Source organism: Caballeronia sp. SL1002 (assembly GCF_057814995.1).
The window spans coordinates 18620-38156 of sequence record NZ_JBYMUW010000004.1; the positions used below are offsets into that span (position 1 = coordinate 18620).

General features: G+C 63.4%; 15 protein-coding genes. 6 read left to right on the forward strand and 9 right to left on the reverse strand.

Translation table 11 applies throughout. The features are described from left to right. Window positions 1-24: 24 nt before the first annotated feature. Entirely contained in the window at window positions 25-738 is a 714-nt protein-coding gene (locus AC3D25_RS21655; protein ID WP_488890527.1) for a response regulator, read from the forward strand. After that, the gene (locus tag AC3D25_RS21660) at window positions 735-2081 is read left to right on the forward strand and encodes an ATP-binding protein (protein ID WP_488890528.1); all 1347 of its coding nucleotides are present in this window, start codon (window positions 735-737) and stop codon (window positions 2079-2081) included. Before AC3D25_RS21655 ends, AC3D25_RS21660 begins: the two co-directional genes overlap by 4 nt. 22 nt (window positions 2082-2103) lie before the next feature. On the opposite strand, the gene AC3D25_RS21665 is transcribed toward AC3D25_RS21660, so the two are convergent. Further along, on the reverse strand, window positions 2104-2859 hold the full coding sequence (locus AC3D25_RS21665; protein ID WP_488890529.1) for a DeoR/GlpR family DNA-binding transcription regulator: 756 nt from the start codon (window positions 2857-2859) through the stop codon (window positions 2104-2106). An 80-nt stretch (window positions 2860-2939) separates the two neighbouring features. Between AC3D25_RS21665 and AC3D25_RS21670 the strand changes: the two genes are divergently transcribed. The 3 genes from AC3D25_RS21670 to AC3D25_RS21680 all read left to right on the forward strand — a co-directional run bounded on the left by AC3D25_RS21670 (window position 2940) and on the right by AC3D25_RS21680 (window position 5528). Then, complete coding sequence (locus AC3D25_RS21670) at window positions 2940-3524, forward strand: NUDIX domain-containing protein (protein WP_488890530.1); 585 nt, start codon at window positions 2940-2942, stop codon at window positions 3522-3524. Window positions 3525-3743: 219 nt separating this feature from the next. Beyond that, entirely contained in the window at window positions 3744-5204 is a 1461-nt protein-coding gene (locus AC3D25_RS21675) for an amino acid permease (protein ID WP_488890531.1), read from the forward strand. Between the two features lie 171 nt (window positions 5205-5375). Continuing rightward, a complete protein-coding gene (locus AC3D25_RS21680) occupies window positions 5376-5528 on the forward strand; it encodes a hypothetical protein (protein WP_488890532.1) in 153 nt (50 codons plus the stop codon). An 87-nt stretch (window positions 5529-5615) separates the two neighbouring features. On the opposite strand, the gene AC3D25_RS21685 is transcribed toward AC3D25_RS21680, so the two are convergent. The 3 genes from AC3D25_RS21685 to AC3D25_RS21695 form a co-directional block, all read right to left on the reverse strand. After that, window positions 5616-5966 (reverse strand): hypothetical protein, encoded by a 351-nt coding sequence (locus AC3D25_RS21685; protein WP_488890533.1) that lies wholly within the window; start codon window positions 5964-5966, stop codon window positions 5616-5618. 20 nt (window positions 5967-5986) lie between these two features. Next, entirely contained in the window at window positions 5987-6556 is a 570-nt protein-coding gene (locus tag AC3D25_RS21690; RefSeq protein ID WP_488890534.1) for a BPSL1445 family SYLF domain-containing lipoprotein, read from the reverse strand. Window positions 6557-7560: 1004 nt separating this feature from the next. Beyond that, window positions 7561-8289, reverse strand: a complete 729-nt coding sequence (locus tag AC3D25_RS21695; protein WP_488890535.1) for an OmpW/AlkL family protein — start codon at window positions 8287-8289, stop codon at window positions 7561-7563. A 367-nt stretch (window positions 8290-8656) separates the two neighbouring features. On the opposite strand from AC3D25_RS21695, the gene AC3D25_RS21700 reads away from it, so the two are divergent. After that, window positions 8657-10558 carry an AAA family ATPase gene (locus tag AC3D25_RS21700; protein ID WP_488890536.1) on the forward strand — a complete coding sequence of 634 codons (1902 nt, stop codon included), beginning with the start codon at window positions 8657-8659 and terminating at the stop codon, window positions 10556-10558. On the opposite strand, the gene AC3D25_RS21705 is transcribed toward AC3D25_RS21700, so the two are convergent. The 5 genes from AC3D25_RS21705 to AC3D25_RS21725 form a co-directional block, all read right to left on the reverse strand. Then, on the reverse strand, window positions 10495-11184 hold the full coding sequence (locus tag AC3D25_RS21705) for a 4'-phosphopantetheinyl transferase family protein (RefSeq protein ID WP_488890537.1): 690 nt from the start codon (window positions 11182-11184) through the stop codon (window positions 10495-10497). The genes AC3D25_RS21700 and AC3D25_RS21705 overlap by 64 nt on opposite strands. A 67-nt stretch (window positions 11185-11251) precedes the next feature. Continuing rightward, window positions 11252-12193, reverse strand: a complete 942-nt coding sequence (locus tag AC3D25_RS21710) for a GNAT family N-acetyltransferase (RefSeq protein WP_488890538.1) — start codon at window positions 12191-12193, stop codon at window positions 11252-11254. A 33-nt stretch (window positions 12194-12226) separates the two neighbouring features. Further along, window positions 12227-13069, reverse strand: a complete 843-nt coding sequence (locus AC3D25_RS21715; protein ID WP_488890539.1) for a N(5)-hydroxyornithine transformylase PvdF — start codon at window positions 13067-13069, stop codon at window positions 12227-12229. Between the two features lie 24 nt (window positions 13070-13093). After that, window positions 13094-14452 (reverse strand): lysine N(6)-hydroxylase/L-ornithine N(5)-oxygenase family protein, encoded by a 1359-nt coding sequence (locus tag AC3D25_RS21720; protein WP_488890540.1) that lies wholly within the window; start codon window positions 14450-14452, stop codon window positions 13094-13096. Between the two features lie 70 nt (window positions 14453-14522). Continuing rightward, a complete protein-coding gene (locus tag AC3D25_RS21725) occupies window positions 14523-19529 on the reverse strand; it encodes an amino acid adenylation domain-containing protein (RefSeq protein WP_488890541.1) in 5007 nt (1668 codons plus the stop codon). Window positions 19530-19537: the final 8 nt, after the last annotated feature.

The following is a 19537-nucleotide window of genomic DNA, read 5'->3' on the forward strand; positions in this document are numbered from 1 at the left end:
GCCACTTTTCGAAGGAGACCGGAGATGGAGCGTCTGCCGAAGATCATCGTCCTCGACGACGAAGCCGAACTGCGCAACATGCTGCAGCGGTTTCTGACCGGACACGGTTTCGAGGTACGTGTTGTCGCCGATAGCAAGCAACTCGACCGCTATCTGCACCGCGAACCGTATGACCTGCTCGTGCTCGACCTGATGATGGAACCCGAGGACGGCCTGTCGGTCTGCCGGCGTCTCAGAGCCGAAGGCCAGACCTTGCCGATCCTGATCCTCACGGCCAAAGGCGATCCTGTAGACAAGGTGATCGGCCTGGAAACGGGCGCGGACGACTACCTCGCCAAACCTTTCCTGCCGAACGAACTCGTGGCGCGCGTGCGTGCGCTGCTGCGTCGCCAGAAGATGGCGTCGGGCGCGCCTGTCGCCACTTCGCAGACTTTGCGCTTCGGCGACTACAGCCTCGACATCGCGCGCCAACAGCTTTTCCGCGCGGGCGAACCGGTCGACATGCACTCCACGCAGATGCTGCTGCTCAACGCGCTCGGCGCGACGCCGAACCGGCCGGTCAGCCGCGACAACCTCATTGCGCGCTCGCGCGGACGCGATCACGACGCGCTGGACCGGAGTATCGACGTGCAGATCCTGCGGCTGCGGCAGATCGTCGAAGCCGATCCGTCGAAGCCGCGTTTCATCAAGACGGTCTGGGGCATGGGCTACATGCTGGTCGCGGAAGCGGACGCATGAGCCGCGCCGGCCGTCTTGCGTGGCCGCGTTCCCTCTTCGCGCGCAATGTCGCGCTGCTTGTCGTGCTGGCGGTGATCGGTCAGGCCGGATCGCTCGCCGTGCTGCTCCACTTCGTGCAGCGGCCGCGCATCGAGCGTGCGGCGGAAACCTTCGCGCTCTACGTGAAAACGCTCGATACGCTTCTGAGCGCGCTGCCGCCCGAGGCGCGCGAGCGCGTCGGCGCGCCGCTGCTCGCGAGCCGCGATTTGCCGCCGGGCGCGGACGCCGCGCCGCCCGCGCCCGGCCTTCGCAACTTCTACCGGACCTATCAGCGCGATGTATTCGTCGATGCGTTGCGGCGCTCGCTGCCCGCCGAGTTACTCGTGCGTTGGGAATCGTCGGTTGCGAACGAACAGCGGCTGTGGATTCGCGCGCATCTCGGCCCCAAGCCCTACTGGATCGCGCTGCCGGTGCCGGACGCCGCCAATAATCAGGGCATGGCGTCGGCGTTGCTGCTGTCGCTCGCGCTCGGCGTGCTCGCCATCGCGGCGGCGTATGTGATCCAGCGGCACATCAACCAGCCGCTGCGCGATCTCGCCGATGCCGCGCGCGGCCTCGGCACCGGCGACGCGCCCGAGGCGCTGCGCGTGGACGGCCCGACGGAGATCGCGCAAGTCAGCGTCGCGTTCAACGACATGCTGTCGGCGCTGCGCGACGCCGATGCCACGCGCTCGCTGATGCTCGCGGGCATCTCGCACGACATCCGCACGCCGCTGACGAAGTTGCGTCTCGCGGTCGCGATGACGAGCGCATCGGCGGAAAACACGGCGCTCGCGGCATCGACGGATCATTACCTCGACCAGATCGACGCCATCCTCCAGCAGTTCATGGACTACGCGGGCGCGGGCACGCGCGAGGTGCCGGAAATGGCCGACCTGAACGCGCTGGTCGAGAGTCTCGTCGCCGATTTCGCCGGGCTCGGCCATGTGTTCGACGTCTCGCTCGGCAACTTGCCGCCATTCGCGTATCGCCCGATCAGCATCCTGCGCATTTTGATGAATCTGATGCAGAACGCCGTGCTGTACGGACGCGTCGGGCTTGCCGTGCGGACGTGGGACGACGGCGCAGGCTTCGTGCATGTGGAGGTGGCCGATCGCGGAACGGAAAGCGCGGGCGGCGACGATCTGGACGCACTCAAGGCACCCTTTCGGCGTGGAAGATCGGAACATGCGCAGCCGGGCGGCACGGGACTCGGCCTCGCAATCGTCGACAGGATCGCGAAACTGCATGGCGGCGGCCTTCGGCTTTCGCGACGCGAAGGCGGCGGATTTTCGGCGGTCGTGACGCTGCGGACTGACCGTTAAAAGCGTGGCATGGCGCCCTTCGTCAGGCGCGCACGATCGCGACGCCCGCCTCTTCCAGCGGCTGCGTCAATGCGATATCGGCCGCGCGCTCGACGATGATCGTCTGCGCCAGCGTGATATCGCCGATCGCATACGCCGACGCCGCGTTGAGCTTGTCCGTGGACGCGAGCACTACCGTTTCCGCTGCGCGCGCGGCGAGCGCGCGCTTGACATAGGCCTCTTCGAGATCGCCGGTGCTCAAGCCGGCGCGCGCGTGAACGCCCGTCACGCCCATGAAATACAGGTCGGCGCGGATATGCGACATCGCCTCGATAGCTGCCGCGCCGACCGTCACGATCGAATGCTTGTACAGCCGCCCGCCGATCACGATCACGTCGATGCTCGGGTGATCGGCGAGCGCCACCGCGACGCTCGGACTGTGCGTGACGACCGTCGCCGACAACGCGCGCGGGATGTGCGCGACGAGTTCCGCCGAAGTCGTCCCGCCGTCGACGATCACGATCTGGCCGGTCCCGATCATTGCCGCGGCCGCCGCGCCGATCGCGCGCTTTCCCGCCGATTCGAGTCCGCGCCGCTCGGCGAACGGCACGACGGCAGACGACGCGGGCAATGCGCCGCCGTGGACCCGTTGCAGCAAACCCTCGGACGCGAGTTCGCGCAAGTCACGCCGGACCGTATCTTCCGAGACACCGAAAAGCACCGCGAGCGGCGCGGCCAGCACCTGCCCATCGCGGGCGAGCTGGTCGAGAATCGCTTTCTTGCGTTGGGTGGTCAACATGGTGATTGCACGTTTTTTCTTGATATTGCACGAATATGCACGATACCATGATTGCTCTTTTCCCACCAACAGGAGTGCGCATGGCCGCAACGAAAGACCGGGTTCGAATCGTCGATACAACCGTGCTGTCCGATGACTGGTACGTGCTGAAAAAGACTACCTTCGACTTCCAGCGGCGCGACGGCACCTGGCAACGCCAGAGCCGCGAGACCTACGACCGGGGCAACGGCGCGACCGTGCTGCTGTTCAACCGCGAGCAGCAGACCGTCGTCCTCACGCGGCAATTTCGCCTGCCGGCCTTCGTCAACGGCCATGACGGCATGCTGGTGGAAGCGGCGGCGGGATTGCTGGACAACGCCTCGCCGGAAGCGCGCATCCGCGCCGAGGTGGAGGAGGAAACGGGTTATCGCGTGCAGGACGTGACGAAGATTTTCGAGGCGTTCATGAGTCCGGGATCGGTCACGGAGAAGCTGCATTTTTTCATCGCGCACTACGATGCATCGACACGCATCGGGCACGGCGGCGGCGTCGAAGCCGAAGGCGAGGATCTCGAAGTCATCGAATTGCCGTTGAGCGAGGCGCTGGCCGCGATTACGCGCGGCGAGATCGTCGATGGCAAGACCATCATGCTTCTGCAGTACGCGGCATTGCACCATCGGGCTTAAGCGCTGCACTTTTCGCGCCATTCCTCAGACGCATCGCGCGCCCTTTGCACGAACCCATGCATCCACAAAGCTTTTAATTCGGGATAGACTGAATTCAGCACTCCGCTCATCTCAACGCTTGTCCAACTTTTCGGTAACAGTCGCTTTTGTCGTGCTCCACGAGCCGAGGCAAGCTGCGTCGGTCCGTGTCCAAAACTCATTTGAACAGGACGACTCATCATGGCCGACACCAGTTACATGGCGCGGAAGTCCGTCGCCGACATCGTGGGAAGCGCCGACGCGGAGGGCGGGCACTCGTTATCGAAAACGCTGGGGGCGACGAGCATCACGGCGATGGGCATCGGCGCGATCATCGGCGCGGGCATTTTCGTGCTGACCGGCACGGCGGCCGCACAGTTCGCCGGGCCGAGCATCATCTTGTCCTTCGTGCTCGGCGGGATCGCGTGCGCGTTCGTCGGCCTGTGTTACTCGGAACTCGCGGCCATGCTGCCGGTGTGCGGCAGCAGCTACACGTACACCTACGCGACGCTGGGCGAGATCTTCGCGTGGATCATCGGCTGGGACTTGATCCTCGAATACGCGATGGGCGCGGCGACCGTCGCGGTGGGTTGGTCGGGCTATATCGTGAGCTTGCTGCATAACGTCGGCATCAACATTCCGCCGATCCTCGCCGCCGCGCCCGGCACCGTCATCAAACTCGCGGACGGCACGACGGCGACAGGCGTCATCAATCTCCCGGCCATCCTCATCATCGCGATCCTGACGACCATGCTCGTGCTCGGCACCAAGGAGTCCGCGAGGCTCAACAACATCATGGTCGCGGTGAAACTGGTCGTGGTGGTGGCGTTCATCGCGCTCGGCGTGTTCTTCGTGAAGCCGGCGAACTGGCACCCGTTCATTCCCGCGAACACGGGCGAGTTCGGCAACTTCGGCATGAGCGGAATCTTGCGCGGCTCGGCGGTGGTGTTCTTTGCGTTCATCGGCTTCGACGCGGTATCGACGGCCGCGCAGGAGGCGAAAAAGCCGCAACGCGACATGCCGATCGGCATTCTCGGCTCGCTCGTGATCTGCACCGTGCTCTACATTCTGGTCGCGGGCGTTTTGACGGGCCTCGTGCCGTATGCCCAACTGAACGTGCCGGACCCGATCGCCAAGGGCGTGGATGCAATCGGCCTCAACTGGTTCTCGATCCTCATCAAGATCGGCGCGCTGACGGGCCTGACCACGGTGATTCTCGTGCTGCTCTACGGCCAGAGCCGCATCTTCTTCACGATGTCGCAAGACGGCTTGCTGCCGCGGATGTTCGCGCGCGTGCATCCGCGCCTTCAGACGCCGCACCTGAGCCAGATCATGATCGGCTCCATTGTCGCGATTGTGGCGGCGCTGACGCCGATCAACGTGCTGGGCGAGATGGTCAGCATCGGCACGCTGTTCGCGTTCATCCTCGTGTGCGGCGCCGTGATCTACCTCCGACGCAGCGATTCGGGCGCATCGCGGCCGTTCCGCGTGCCGGGCGTGCCGATCGTGCCGATTCTCGGCATCCTGTTCTGCCTGCTGCTGATGGCGGGATTGCCGCTCGTGACGTGGGTGCGGCTCGTGGTGTGGCTCGTGATCGGCATGGTGATTTATCTTTCTTATGGCCGGAATCACTCTAAGCTGCGGTTTCCGGAACGGCAGTAACCGGTTACTTTGTTGCTACTCGAAGTAAGCGCAATATTTCTCACATAGCCGTGAAAAATGCTCGTTTGGCGCACGCGCCACGCGGCTCTACCATGAAGACGTCTCCTGCCGACCGGACCCGGGTGTTTTTGCCCGGGCGCACCGGCGGCACCCAACGTTTCGGAGCTTTTCATGGACCAGACTATCCTGGAGATTCCAGCGGTCATTCTAATTTTGAGCTTTATCGGTATCGTGCTGATTCGCGCGTTCACGTCGGGTCGCGGCGACGATATCGACGTTTTCATGCGGCGTCACGGCCCGTCGGATCGTCCGACGCGCCGCTGAAGCGCAGCGAGCGCGCGACGCGATTCAGCGTGGCGGCTTAAGCCTTTTCAGCACCGATCAATTCGGCGATCTCGTGCACGTCGATAGTCAGGCCGTGCTTCGTCTTCGCGCCGTTTCCCACGCCTCGACATGCGCGCCGCGCGCGAGATACGCACTCAGTTCGGCGGCGGCGTGCGGCGGCACGCGCAACGACGTGCCGTCATCGAGCAACGCGCCGCGCGGTTCGCCCTTCTGCCCATAGAGCGGCAACACGACTTCACCGCGCACGTTCATCGGACGGCCTTCCGCTTTGGGACGCTTAGGTGCCCCGTGATCGGGGCCGTGGTCGACACTTTCCACGCCCTCTTTCGAGCGCAGCAAGACGGCGGCGAACCTATCCGCTAGCGTCGCGATGAACAAATCGACCCCGCTGCGCGCGACGTTCGCGCACAGCGGCATGGATCGCCGAATGGGACAGATTAGATGTCGAGCTTGCTGACCTTCGTACCTTGCAGCGAAAGATTCGCCATCAGTCCAGCGTTGTTGAGCACGAAACCAAGCACGGGGGCCGAAATGCTGCTGGTATCGATACTCCCGTCCGCGCCCATTTTCGCGAGCGCCACGTTGGCGTCGACGCCCGCAGTCCAGCCCTTGCTGGCGCGGAATTTATCGAATGCGTCCTTGGTCATGAACATGAAGATCACCGCCTTGGACTGCGCGCCGATCTGCAGCCCGAACGACCCGGTCGCGGTGCTGTAATAGCCTGCGGTCGAACCGGCTGCCTGTAGCGAACCTTCGCCGTATTCGCCTCCGATCACGAGACCGGCGGCGAGGACATTCGGAAATACGAGGATGCCCTGCGCTTTGCCTGCGAGTTCGCGGGATCCTTTCACGGATGCATAGAGCTTGTTGAGCGCGGCCGACACGCCCGCGTCGATTTCCTGACGTTTGCTTGCGGCATCGGTTTTTGAACCGCTGGTCGTGCTGCAACCGGTGATCGCCATTGTCAGCGCAACGGCGGAAAGCGATGTAAAGCGACGGCGTTTCATATAGCGCTCCCGAGATAGGATTGTTTGACGCAGGCGCTGGCCGCTTGCGCCAGCAGAACCGGCGCGCACCGAGGGACGCGCACCGTCACGGCTTACAGTCGTTCTGCACAGATACCATAAATTGACGTCATGCGGCGGTTCTGTTGTTGGACGGTGGTGGCGGCCTGCGCGGTGCGCCTCCGATTCCGAACTTCGTTGGTGGAGCGCGCGGGTTGCGGGTTGCTTGGTGTTGATCGCTTTGGTCGTCTGGCGGTTTCTGGGAACTTGCTTTCGTGTCGGTTTATTAGCTCGCCGCTGTGCGCGGCAGCAGTCACTTTCTTTGGCTAGCTGCAAGGAAAGTAACCAAAGAAAGCACGGGATTCGGCGCCGTGGGGCGGCTTGAGGGTGGTCGGGGTAAACCGTCTGATGCTCCGGCGCTCTCTGGGAACTTGCTTTCGTGCAGGCTTATTAGCACGCCGCTGTGCGCGGCAGCAGTCACTTTCTTTGCTGCTGCAAAGAAAGTAACCAAAGAAAGCAGCTTGTCCGTCTAAGTGTCCACCACGAACCGTAACCGGGAGTGGCGCGCAAGCTGATTCGGCCATCGCACCACAAGACAGAGTGGAGCCGCTCATCCACCCCCGCAGGCACGAAGTGCCTGCCGGAACGGCATAACAAAAAAACAAACCCAGCGAACCATACCGACCGCTGGTTGTTAAATACGCCCATCGTCCGAGCGCAGCGAGGATGGACCTGACAAGTGCTGTGCCAATACCAACGAATACGAGTTGCCATAGTCAGCCTGCGTGCCTATCCGCAAGGTTATTCGAGGTGGACACTTAGGCGGATAAGCTGCTTTCTTTGGTTACTTTCTTTGCAGCAGCAAAGAAAGTGACTGCTGCCGCGCATAGCGGCGTGCTAATAAACCTACACGAAAGCAAGTTCAAAAGAAGCGGCCGAACATCAGACGGTGTAACCCACCCACCCTCAAGCCGCCCCACGGCGCCAAACCACCGTGCGCCAGCAAATCAAAACCGATACCCCACCGAAACAAACGAAACGATCGGATTAAGCTTGATCTTCGACGTACTGCTGACAGTCCCAACAGCGGACTGCGTAGTAAGCGTAGCGCGCGTGGAGATCCACATGTAGGACACCGACACCCCCGCTGACCAGTGCTTGTCGAAGTTATACGCGAACCCCGCATTAACGACCGGCGCGAATGAACTGCTCAGCTTGGCGGTAGTCGGGCCTTCGAGCGCGGTCCGATACACAGGCGAATACAGAAACGATCCGCTCGACATCGCCGAACTCAATTTCACGCCGCTATACCAGACATACGCGCCGCCCGCACCGATGAACGGTCGAAAACGGCTCTGCGCGTCGTTGAAGTAATACTTCAGCAACAGCGTCGGACTCCATTCGTACGCCGTGCCCATTTCGCCAAGCCCCGAAAGCGTCCCCGTGCCGTCGAGCGAGAACTTGGGCGGCACGCCAAGAACGGCCTCAAGCGCAACGTGATCGGTAACGAAATACGTTGCGGTCAAGCCGAATGTATCCGCGCCCTCGACCGTCGCCCCGGAACCCGCCGACGTCGTGCTCGCCCCGAGTGCGTTGATCGAAAACGGCTGGCTGGACACCTGCGGGGCAAGATGGAACCAGCCGACGTTCGCCACCCAATTGCCGGCGCTCTGTGCATGAACGGTTGTCGCCATCAACAATCCGCCGGCAATGCCGGCCACCTGTGCGTACTTCATGTGTCTCCTCCATTTTTTTATCAGTCTGGAGACGATTCTATGCGCACGATCGTTCGAATCGCGGTGTCGGCAATGGACGGTTTCCTCTGGAAATTGGTAAGGGTTTGCGCACGCGAAACGGGAAAAATTTCCGTGTCCTTAGCGCGGCGCCAAGGCTTCAAACCGTTGGATTAGCACGCAAACAGGCGCTTTTCCGCCGCTTGGAATGCAGGGGGCGCAAAGCATAATCGTGACGTATCGGAAATTTCGCGCGCCGCGCCGCTCGGCTTTAGCACGCGATCTTGCGCTGTTCGTTCGACGACACCGCTCAGCCGACCTCTATCACGTATCAGGCCGAAAAGAGATTCGGCTGTTTTGGAAGCGACAGATGAAATCGGGCAAGAAATCGTTTTGGGGCAAACACCGCCGTAAAGTCATCATCGGTGCAGCGAGTGCGGCCGTGGTGATGTTGATGGCGCTCGTGCTTTGGCGTTACGTGCAGCACGACGCACGCGCGCCGGAATTGACAGGCGTCGCGAGCCGGATGCGAAGCGATACGACGCTCTGGACGCACCGCGAAAAAGACGCATCGCAGATGCTCGGCGACATTCGCGACGGCAACATCGTTGCAGTCGGCGTAAGTCCGAATGCGATTCTCGTTTCGACGCGGGACGGTCAGCGTTATTTCGTCACCGATCACAACGCGACCTTCTCGCACGCGCTCCTGCTTAGCGAACCGAACGCTCAGGAACGCGCGCCTTATCAACTCGTGTGGCTCCCGGACGCGAACATCCGTTCCGCAAACGCGAAGTGGGCGGGCATCGTGGATCACGCGCGCGACGTGTGCAGCGTACTCTTTCCGCTGCTGATGATCGGCGGCCTCGCGTGGTTCATGCGGCGCGAAATGACCGGCGGCGCGAAGCTGCTCGGCCGCGCGCCCGACATGACCTTCGACGACGTGATCGGTGCCAGCGAAGCCAAGGCGGCGCTCGCGGATATCCGCGCGTATCTCACCGATCCCGCGCAATTTACCGCGCTGGGCGTGCGCGCGCCGTGCGGCATTCTGATGGCGGGCGGCCCGGGCGTCGGCAAGACGCGGCTCGCTCAGGCGCTAGCCGGCGAATGCAATGCGAACTTCATCTCCATCACCGGAAGCTACTTCAGCGCGAAGTATTACGGCGTCGGTATTCAGAAGGTCAAGCATCTGTTCGAACTTGCACGCAAGAATGCACCGACGGTCATCTTTATCGACGAAGCCGACGGTCTTGCCAAGCGTACGGATACGAATAGCGGTCCGGTCGAAGCCGAGAGCAACCGGATCATCAATCAGTTGCTCGCGGAAATGGACGGTTTCGAGTCGAACGAAGGCGTCATCATCGTCGCGGCGACCAACCATCCGGACAATCTCGACGAAGCCTTGCGCCGCCCGGGCCGTTTCGACCGTACCGTGCAGGTGCGGTTGCCCGACCTCGAAGACCGCGCGAAAATTTTCCGCTTCTACGCGGCGAAGCTGACGTCGAAAGCCGACGACATCGACTACACGCAGATGGCGCGCCTGACCACCGGGCTCTCGCCCGCAACGCTCGCGATGGTCGTCAATCAGGCGGGCCTCGTGGCACGCAAGGCGGGTGAAAAGTGCGTGACGTCACAGCACTTTCTCGAAGCAATCAAGATTGCGCGGATCGGCGATGTAAGCGGTGCCGAACGCGCGCTCGACGAAGACGAGCGTGCCCGCATCGCGATCCATGAAGCGGGCCACGGACTGATCGCCGCCTTGCTCGGCACCGGCGTGCTGGAAGAAGTGACCATTCTGCCGCGCGGCGGCGCGCTCGGCGTCGCGTTGATCACCAAACCGCGCGACAAGCATCTCTACCGCGAAACCGAAATGCGCAACGAGATTCAGGTCCTGCTCGGCGGCCGCAACGCCGAACTGCTCGCCCTCTCCGAAGCATCGAGCGGCGCGGCACAGGATCTGCAGGAGGCATCGCGTATCGGACTGGACATGGTGTCGAAATTCGGCTTTAACCGCGATGGAAACTTGTTCAGCCTTGCAGCGCTGCCGACCCAATACGCCGGACTTCAGTTAAAGAATGCCATCGACCACGCCAATATTCTGCTGAAGGAACTCGACGAACAATGCTATGCGCTATTGCATGAGTACGAGCCGGTTCTGCGTGCGATTGCGGAGCAATTGCTCGCTCGCGAAACGGTACCGGGCGAAGCGGTTTATCGGCTGATCGAGGCGCATCGGGGCGTGCCGCAAGTCTCATTCGATTCGATCGCGGCCTGATAGCGCGCAACGTTTAGCTGCGTCCCGAACGCAAGGCAAGCGGAGTATCCGGCGACCCAAGGCAGCCAGTCGAACTGCAAGCCGTGCGCGTCGCCGGGTCGAGTGTCGCTGACAACCGGCGCCTTTAGCGCGCCCATTTCGCCATCGACGGCAAGCGCCACCATGCCGTCGATAATGCCCACGCCTAACGTCTTCAGCAAAGCTTCCTTGGCAGTCCAGCAGCGAAAGAACGCGTCACGCTGTAACGTGGACTGCATGCGCGCGAGCTTGTCCTGCTCCTCCTTCGTGCAGACGATGTCGAGCAACGCGCGCCAATCCACGGCAGCATCGATGCGCTCGATATCCACGCCGACCCGCCGCACATTCGACATCGCGATCAACGCATGCTCACCCGCATGCGAGACGTTGAACGACAGCGCGGGCGCATCGGCCAATTCCGGACGCCCGTGGTGCGACACCGCGAATCGCACCGCTTGCGGGTCGATGCCGAGCCGAACGCCCAGCAACTCGCGCAACGCCGAACGCGTCACGGCGAACCTCACGCGATCTTCCATCCTCCGATAACGCGCGGCGCGCTGTTGCTCCGCCGAATCGAGATGAAGCGTACCCGGCAGCAAGCGGGGCATACGCACATGCCATACGCTCACATCGGAAGGCCAGGTGTCGCTTAGCGGCAAGCGAACCGCAGCGTACCTAGAACCTGAAGTCATTGAAGAACTTCTCGCGCTCGATCACTGTCAATGCCGCGCGTTTGTGCGGGAAATCGAATTCCTTCAGCGTGTGAAATCCCATCCGGTGCATGTACGCGATATGACGCACATGATCGACGCGCGGCTCGCCGACGAGCCGCTGCGTGCGAGGCTCGTCGATAAACATGTAGTGCAGCACGCCGCTCCACCACGCCTTGAGTTTTCCTGCGCTCTGGAACTGCGGATCGCCGATCAAAAGATGCAGCCCACGGTCGAAATCGCCCGCGTCGTAGAACGGCGCGATGCGGTCTTCCTTCGCCCAATAGAACTCGAAGTAACCGAACGGCGTGTCGTCGAAATAGCCGATCATCGGATGCATGTGCGGGTCCGCGAGCCGTTCTGCCAGATAAGCCGCGTGCTCGGCGCGGGTGCCTCGCTGGTCCCAGAACTCGGCAACGCGATCGAGGTTCATCCAGCCGCTGAAGACGTCGGCGTCCGCTTCGGGGTCGACGGTGCGCAGGCTCAACGTCATGTCGATTTGCGGAAAGTAGCGCTCGTAAATCGTGCCGTGCGCGTTCGGCGGGCGCACCGGATGACGCCGCTCCTGCGTGCTCGTGTACTGCAACGGCATCTCGCTCGACGCGGCCGCCTTCAGCCACGGACGCGGCAGCGACCAAAACGTTTGCCGCGACGTCGTCGTCAACATGACGCCATCTTCGACCACAGCGCTGTCGATCACGCCCGTGGCGACAGCGCGTTCCGTGAACGCACGAACCGCCGACGCATCGGCGACACTCAACGGAAGCGCGAGCGTCGCCGACGTGCGCCGTCCATCGTCGCAAAACAGCTCGGCGAGCGCGGGCAACAACGCATCCGGCGCGAGATCGGGACGCCACACGTCAAGCGTGCGATCCGCAATGTCGAGAGGATGGAAGCCGGTATTCATGATCGTGTCTCCAGCGTTTCGTAGGTTCAGCATTCAGGCCGTCTCTTTCGCGAAGCGCGCGGCCATCGTCGCGAGGCCGCCAACGAGCGCGGGAAAGAGGCTCCGATTGAAATTGTTCCAGCGCAATTCGAGGATCGTGTCCGCGACGTCGATCGGCGTATCGAGCACGTCGAAGATCACCTCGCCGGAATCGATACCGTTGTCCACGTAATGGAACGACGCACCCGTCATATCGACACGCGGCGCCGGCCGCGTTTCCATCGTGCGCCAGTCCACGACTTTCTCGCCGCGCGCGCCGTACATCGCATCCAGCGTCGCCCACGCGCCACGCCGTTCGTACGGGGAATCGAGACGCGTAATGCCCGGATGAATATTGGCAATGCGACGATGAAATCGCGCGCCCGGACGCACCAGTTCATCGAGGATCACGAGCAGTCCGTCGAGCACCACGACATCCGCTTCGAGCGCGAGCAGTTTGTCGAGCAAATGCCGTTCGAATACGCTCTTTTGCGCAGGACGCGCGCTCGCGCCAATCGGCAGGCGGCGATACGTCGAAGGAATTGCATGTAGCAAACTGGTGACGCGTTTGCCCTGTACGGTGAGCGCGGCCGGATGGATCCACTGCTTGCCCGGTTGGCACGAAAAGCCGTAATGCTGCAGCTTTTCACGGTCGGCGGACGACTCTTCGTCGTCGTCGTAGATCACGCCCGCGAGCGAATACGTGTCGCCCAAACTGGAATTGTCGAGCCGCTCAACGAGAAATTCAAGCGGCGACTTCATGTAGCGCAGACCGCCCTTGTACTCGATGTCTTGCCCTGCCCGATCGGCTGCGGCGTTTCTTAGCGACAAAATATAGACGAGTTTTTTCTTCGACATAGAGGTTAGATTTCAGGCTCGATTTCAGACCGCGAACGCCATGCGGCCGCCGTGTGCTTTCTTCTGTTGCGACCCGGCAGAACGTCGCGCCGAATGCTCCGCGAGCGACGCCGCGATTTCATCGGATCGAAGCGCGAGCACGGACAATAACGTGTCCGACAAGCCGTGCGACTCTTCGCAGCAGCCCTGAAGATAGATCCGCGGCTTGAAGTGATCCGGCGTCGAGAGCCGATAGTCGCGTTCGACATTGCCCTCGGACAGCGCTTCATCCAGATGGGGCGACAGTCCATTCAGCAACGCGATATGCGTATCGCGCCGATAACCCGTCGCCAGCACGATCGCATCGAAACGTTCGGCCCGCGCATGACCGTTAAGCCGGTCGCGCAACGTCAATTCGATCTGTCCGCTCGCGGTGCGCGCGGCGGCTTCGATGCCGGTGTTCGCAAGCAGCCGATGACGCGAGTCGTCGGAGACGTTCTGCAGATACAGCATCTCGTAGATCTGTTCGATAAGCGGACGATCGACCACCGCGTAGTTCGTATCGCGAAAGCGCTCGATCAGCGAACGGCGCGCGTCTCGCGTCTGCGAATACATTACGTCGGTGAACGCGGGGCTGAAAATTTCATTCACGAAGGGCGTGTCGTCGGCGGGCTTGAGCGCGCCCGAACGAATGACGAGGCTCGCGTCCACCTGCGGAAAACGCCGCGACAGATCGACGAATACCTCCGCCGCACTCTGCCCCGCGCCGATCACGGCAACGCGCTTGCGCGGCCCGTCGGCAGGCTTGCCCACGACGTGATCGATCGACGTGAGATAGCGCGACGAATGAATCACGTTGTGCGGTCCGAGCGCTTCGAAGGCCTCAGGCACCTGCGCCGCACCACCGATCCCGATCGACAATGCACGCGTGACGCGCTGCCATTCGCGGCCTTCCTGATCGCAGGAAAACACGCGCAGCGCGCCGATCTCGTCGCTGTTATCCGCGACGAAAACCGGTTCGACCGCGGTCACGGAATGTCCGTAATGAACGCGCTCGTCGAACGTGTCCGCCACCCAGCGCAAATAGTCGTGGAACTCGATTCGCGTCGGATAAAAACTCTTTAAATTGACGAAATCGTTGAGACGTCCTCGCTCGAACAGATAATTGATGAACGTGAAACGGCTTTTCGGATCGCGCTGTGTGACGAGATCCTTGAGGAAGGAAATCTGCATCCGGCAATCGTCCAGCAGCATGCCGCGATGCCAGCCGAACTCCGGCTGGCGTTCGATAAAGCAATGCGCAAGATGCGATGCTCCCGCCTCTTCGGCAAGCCGAACGGCCAGCGAAAGATTCGACGGCCCAAAGCCAACGCCGATCAGATCGAATACAGGTTCTCTCTGCATGTCTCAGGTCCTTTATTGGATGACGGCTGCGCGCGGCACGCGCAGTCCGGGAAAAATGAACCGCGAACGTTCAGCCGGCATCGCGCGTCTCCGTGCACGCCGATGCGCGCGCCGAGAGTTGCCCGCCGAGGCCCGCGAAGTTCGGCGTATCGAACACGTTGGCGATGGACAGCGAGAATCCCGCAGCCTGCGCCGCGTCGACAAACCGCACGACGTCGAACGATGTCGCGCCCGCTTCGAACAGGTTCTCGTCGTGCGCGACCGTCTGGCCATCGAACAGATCGCGCCAGATTCGCGCGAGTCGCGCGGCTGTTGCGGCGTCGCGCTTTTCCAGCGGCTGTTCAGGATGCGGTGTGACCGCGAAGCGCGCCTGCGCTGTGCCGAGCGTCTCGTGCGGTGTATCGACGAAATGCGCCACGACCGCGAGATAGTCGGCCGCGAGCGTCTCGACGAACACGCGGTCCACCAGCTCGTTCGCGTAGGAAAACGCGCCGGTCACGCGGCCATCGGGATGCTCGACCAGATCGAGTTCCAGTTCGAAGACCACGCGATGCCGCACATCGTTGAACGCGTCGAGCGCGAGTCCCGCCCATTCGCGTTCGGCCGCGCCCGCCGGGCGCAAATAGTTGAACATCACCTGAAACAGCGGATTGGCAAGCCCCGAGCGCGACGCGCCGAGCGCGGCCACGACATCGGCGAACGGCGTATCCGCGTGGGCGTAGGCCGCGAGCGCCGCATCGCGCACGGCGCTCACGACCGTTGCGGGCGAATCGCGCGGCCCGAGCCGCGTGCGCACCACCACCGAATTGATGAAGAGCCCGAGCGCGTCGCGCGCGGCTTCACCGGTCAGCTCGCGGGTCGAAGCCAGCACGCCGATGGGTTGATCGGCGGCGCCGGTCAGCCGATACAGCGCGACATTCAGTGCGGCGTGCAGCAGCATCGGCAGAGTTGCCTGCGCGTCGAGCGACAGCGCGCGGGCGCGGCGCACCAGCGCTTTATCGAGCGCGAACGCGATCCGGCTTGCCTTCCACTGCGGCGCGGCAAAGCGGCCCGACGCGGGCGGCGGCAAGATATTCGCGGGCGCGGCGTCGAGCGCCTCGCGCCAGAACGCGAGACGCGCGGCGCTCGCGGCACCCGGCAACGCAGGCAGCACCGGAAGCGCATCAGAGGGCGTCGGGACCGTGCGTCCAGGCGCCGCGCCCGATTCGAGCGCAACGTAGGTCGCGCGGATGTCGTCAAGCCACACGTCGATGGAATGGCCGTCCGAAACGATGTGATGAACCACGAGCGAGAGGACGTGATCGTCGGTGGCGAGACGAATCAAACGCGCGCGCCAGAGCGGCGATGCGGCGAGCAGATCGAACGGCGTCAGCGCGTCGTCGTCGGTGAGCGATGCGGCCCGCGTGCTACGCGCGTTCGCGTCCGGCTCATTGGTGAGGTCGGTCACCGGCAAGTGGACCGCGACCATCGGCTCGATACGCTGGCCCGGCACGCCATTCGTGCCATCGACAAAGCGCGTGCGCAGCGCCGGATGACGCGCCGCGGCCTGAGCGATCGCTTCGCGCAACGCATCGGTCGCGAGCGTCCCGCGCAATCGCAATGCAACGGGAATGTTGTACGCGGCGCTGTCGGGTTGCGCGCGCCACAGGAACCACAGGCCGAGTTGCGCGGCAGAGAGCGGCAGCACACCAGCCGCATCGGGCGCGAGCGTACGATCGGTCACGACGCCCGCCGCATCCGCCATCGCGCCCGCATGCGGCGCGGCGACCACGCGCTGCGCGTATTGCGACAGGACCGGCGCTTCGAACAAACTGCGAACCGGCACGTCGCGCGCGAGCCGCTCGGCCACGCGCGTCGCCACGCGCACGGCCGCGAGCGAGTGGCCGCCGAGCTCGAAAAAGTGATCCGCACGGCCGATACGCTCGACACCGAGCACCTCGCGCCAGATTTGCGCGAGCGTCGCTTCGGTTCCTTCAGTGGGCGCTTCATAGGCGCGCTGCATGCGCTTCGGCTCCGGCAGCGCCGCGCGATCCACCTTGCTGTTTGCATTGCGCGGCAAAGCGTCGAGCACGACGATATGCGCCGGCACCATGTAATCGGGCAGCGTGTGACGCAGATGCGCGTCGAGTTCGGCGGCATCGGCGGCATGGCCGTGCAGCGCGCGTGCCTGCGCTTCCGCGTTCAGTTCGACATACGCGACGAGCGCCGCTTGCGCGCCACGCCCGTTCACCACCGCCACCGCTTCGCGCACATCGTCGTGCGCCGCGAGTTGTGCTTCGATCTCGCCCAGTTCGATCCGCAATCCGCGCAGTTTCACCTGATGATCGACGCGGCCGATGAAATCGAACACGCCATCGGCGCGCCGCTTGACCAGGTCGCCGGTTCGATACAGCCGCGCGCCCGGCACGCCGAACGGATCGGGCACGAAGCGCTCGGCTGTCAACCCAGGCCGGTCGAGATAACCGCGCGCCACGCCGACGCCTTCGCCGCCCAGATACAACTCGCCGATCACGCCGACCGGCAGCGGATTCAGCCGCGCGTCGAGCACATGCGCGGTGCGCGCGCCGACGAGCGTACCGATCGGCAGATACGCGCTGTCGGCCAGCTTGGCGGGATCGTCGTTCGGGTAGAACATCCAGAGCATCGGCGTGATCACGGTTTCGGTCGGACCATAACCATTGACGATGCGCGCGTTCGGAAACGCGCGGCGCATCAGCGCGAATGCCTCGCGCGAGGTCGCTTCGCCGCCGACCGTCAGCGAACGGAGCGTCGGCGGCGCACCATGAGCGAGCGCCCATTCCGCAAGCTGGGTCGCGCAACCGGGCGGCACGTAGGTCATCGTCACGCCTTCGCGCACCATCAGCCTGCACGTGAGCGCGGGCGGCCAGAGCGTGTCGGCGGTCACCGCCACCGCCGCGCCCGACAGATATTGCGAGAACCAGCCTTCGTGCGCGCCGTCGAAATTGACCGACTGGAACAGCAGGAACACATCGTTTTCGCTCGCGCCGTAGCGCTTCGCGATGGCCGCGCAATGCCGCGCGAACGAGCCGTGATCGACGATCACGCCTTTCGGCCTGCCCGTCGAACCGGACGTGTAGATTGCATAGGCGGCTTGCGTCGGCACGACGGCGGGCAGCGCGACCGCGCTTGTTTCGTCGTCGTGGAAGAGACTTTCATCGCCGATCAGCCACACGCGCATGTGATCCGAAACCGGCAGCGCGGCGAGACTCGCGCGCTCGGTGACGATATGCTCGATCCGCGCGTCGTCGATGATTTGCGCGAGCCGTTCGCGAGGATGGCTCGGGTCGAGCGGCACGAATACGCCGCCCGATTTCAGCACGGCAATCAACCCGACGAGCAGATCCACCGAGCGCCCGAGCGCCACGCCGACGCGCATTTCGGCACGCACGCCCGCCGCGATGAGCCGCTGTGCAAGCCGCGTCGCGCGCGCATCGACTTCGCCACGCGTGAGCGAGCGATCCGTATCGGCGACACCTCGCGCCTCCGGCCGCGCGCGCGCGTGCGCCGCGATGCGTTCGTGTACGGGCGTGAACGTGCCGTCTTCATCGGGCGGATTGCAATTCCATGCTGCGAGCTGATCGCGCTCCGCAGCGGGCAACCATTGCAGATCGGCGACGAGCGTAGCGGGTGCGTCGAGCGCGTTCGTCAGCAATTCGATGAAGCGGCGAGCGAGCCGTTCGGCCGCATCCGCTTCGAACAAATCGAGCGCATAGATCAGACCCGCGTCGATCGATCCGTCGTCGCGCTCCTCGAAATTCAAGGTCAGGTCGAACTTGGCAAACGGCGTCCCGGACGGCAACTCGGTCATGCGCACGTCGGCGAGCAGCGGCAGCGGACGACGCGCGCCGTATGCGGCCATCACCTGAAACAGCGGATGATGACTCGCGCTGCGCACCACGCCGAGCGCCTCGACAACCTGCTCGAACGGCACGTCCTGATGCGATTGCACATCCACCAGACCGCGCTGCGTTGCATCGACTAGCGCCGCAAACGAATCCGTCGCGGCGACACGCGTTGCGAGGGTCAACGTGTTCACAAAAAAGCCGATAAGACCGGCCGTTTCGCCGCGCTCGCGATTCGCGGACGGCACGCCGATCTGAATAGGCGACTCGCCGGAAGCACGCGCGAAGAGCGCGTTGAGCGTCGCGAGCAAGACCGCGAAGGGCGTCGCGCGCTGCGCATGGGCGAACGCCTTCACGCGCTGCGCGAAGGCGGCATCGAGCCGGAAATGGTGACGCGCGGCGCGTGCGCTGCGCTGCGCGGGACGCGATGCGGCGTCCGGCAACATCAGCACATCGCGGGCTGGATCGAGTTGCGCGCGCCAGAATTGCAGTTGACGCTCGCGTTCGCCCGCGTCGAGCCAGCGGCGTTGCCAGGCCGCGTAATCGGCGTATTGAATCGGCAACGGAGCGAGCGTCACGGCTTCGTTCTTCGCATACGAGCGATAAAACGAGGCGAGTTCAGCGAGCGCGACATCGCCCGACCAGCCGTCCGACACGATGTGATGCGTCGTCAGCGCGAGCCAGTGCGTCGTTGCATCGAAGCGGATCAGATGCGCGCGCATCATTGGCCCGTGCGTCAGATCGAAGGGCAGCGCCTCGTCGGCCAGCGCGATCTCCCGCGCGCGCTTTTCACGCTCGCTCGCGGGCAATCCGCTCAGATCCACCGAATGCCACCGGCAGCGCGCAGGCGCATGAACCGTTTGCAGCACACCATCCGCACTTTCGCTAAATGTCGTGCGTAACGCTTCGTGACGCGCAATCAGCGCATCGCAGGAAAGACGCAACGCGTTTGCGTCGAGCGTACCGTCGAGCCGTAGACGCTCGGTGATGTGATAGGCCGCCGGCTCGTCGATCATCCGCGCGTGCAGCCAGAGCCGCGTCTGAGCGAACGAAGCCGGCACGCTCGCCGTACGGTCCGCGCGAGGTGGAATCGGCAGCATACGAAAGTCGATACCCGCCGCGCCGAGTTTGTCGATGAACACCTTGCGCTGCGCGTCGGGTAGCTGCGCGAAGCGAGTCGCGAAAGAAAGCAGATCGGTTTTCTGTGTCGTCATGCGTGCGT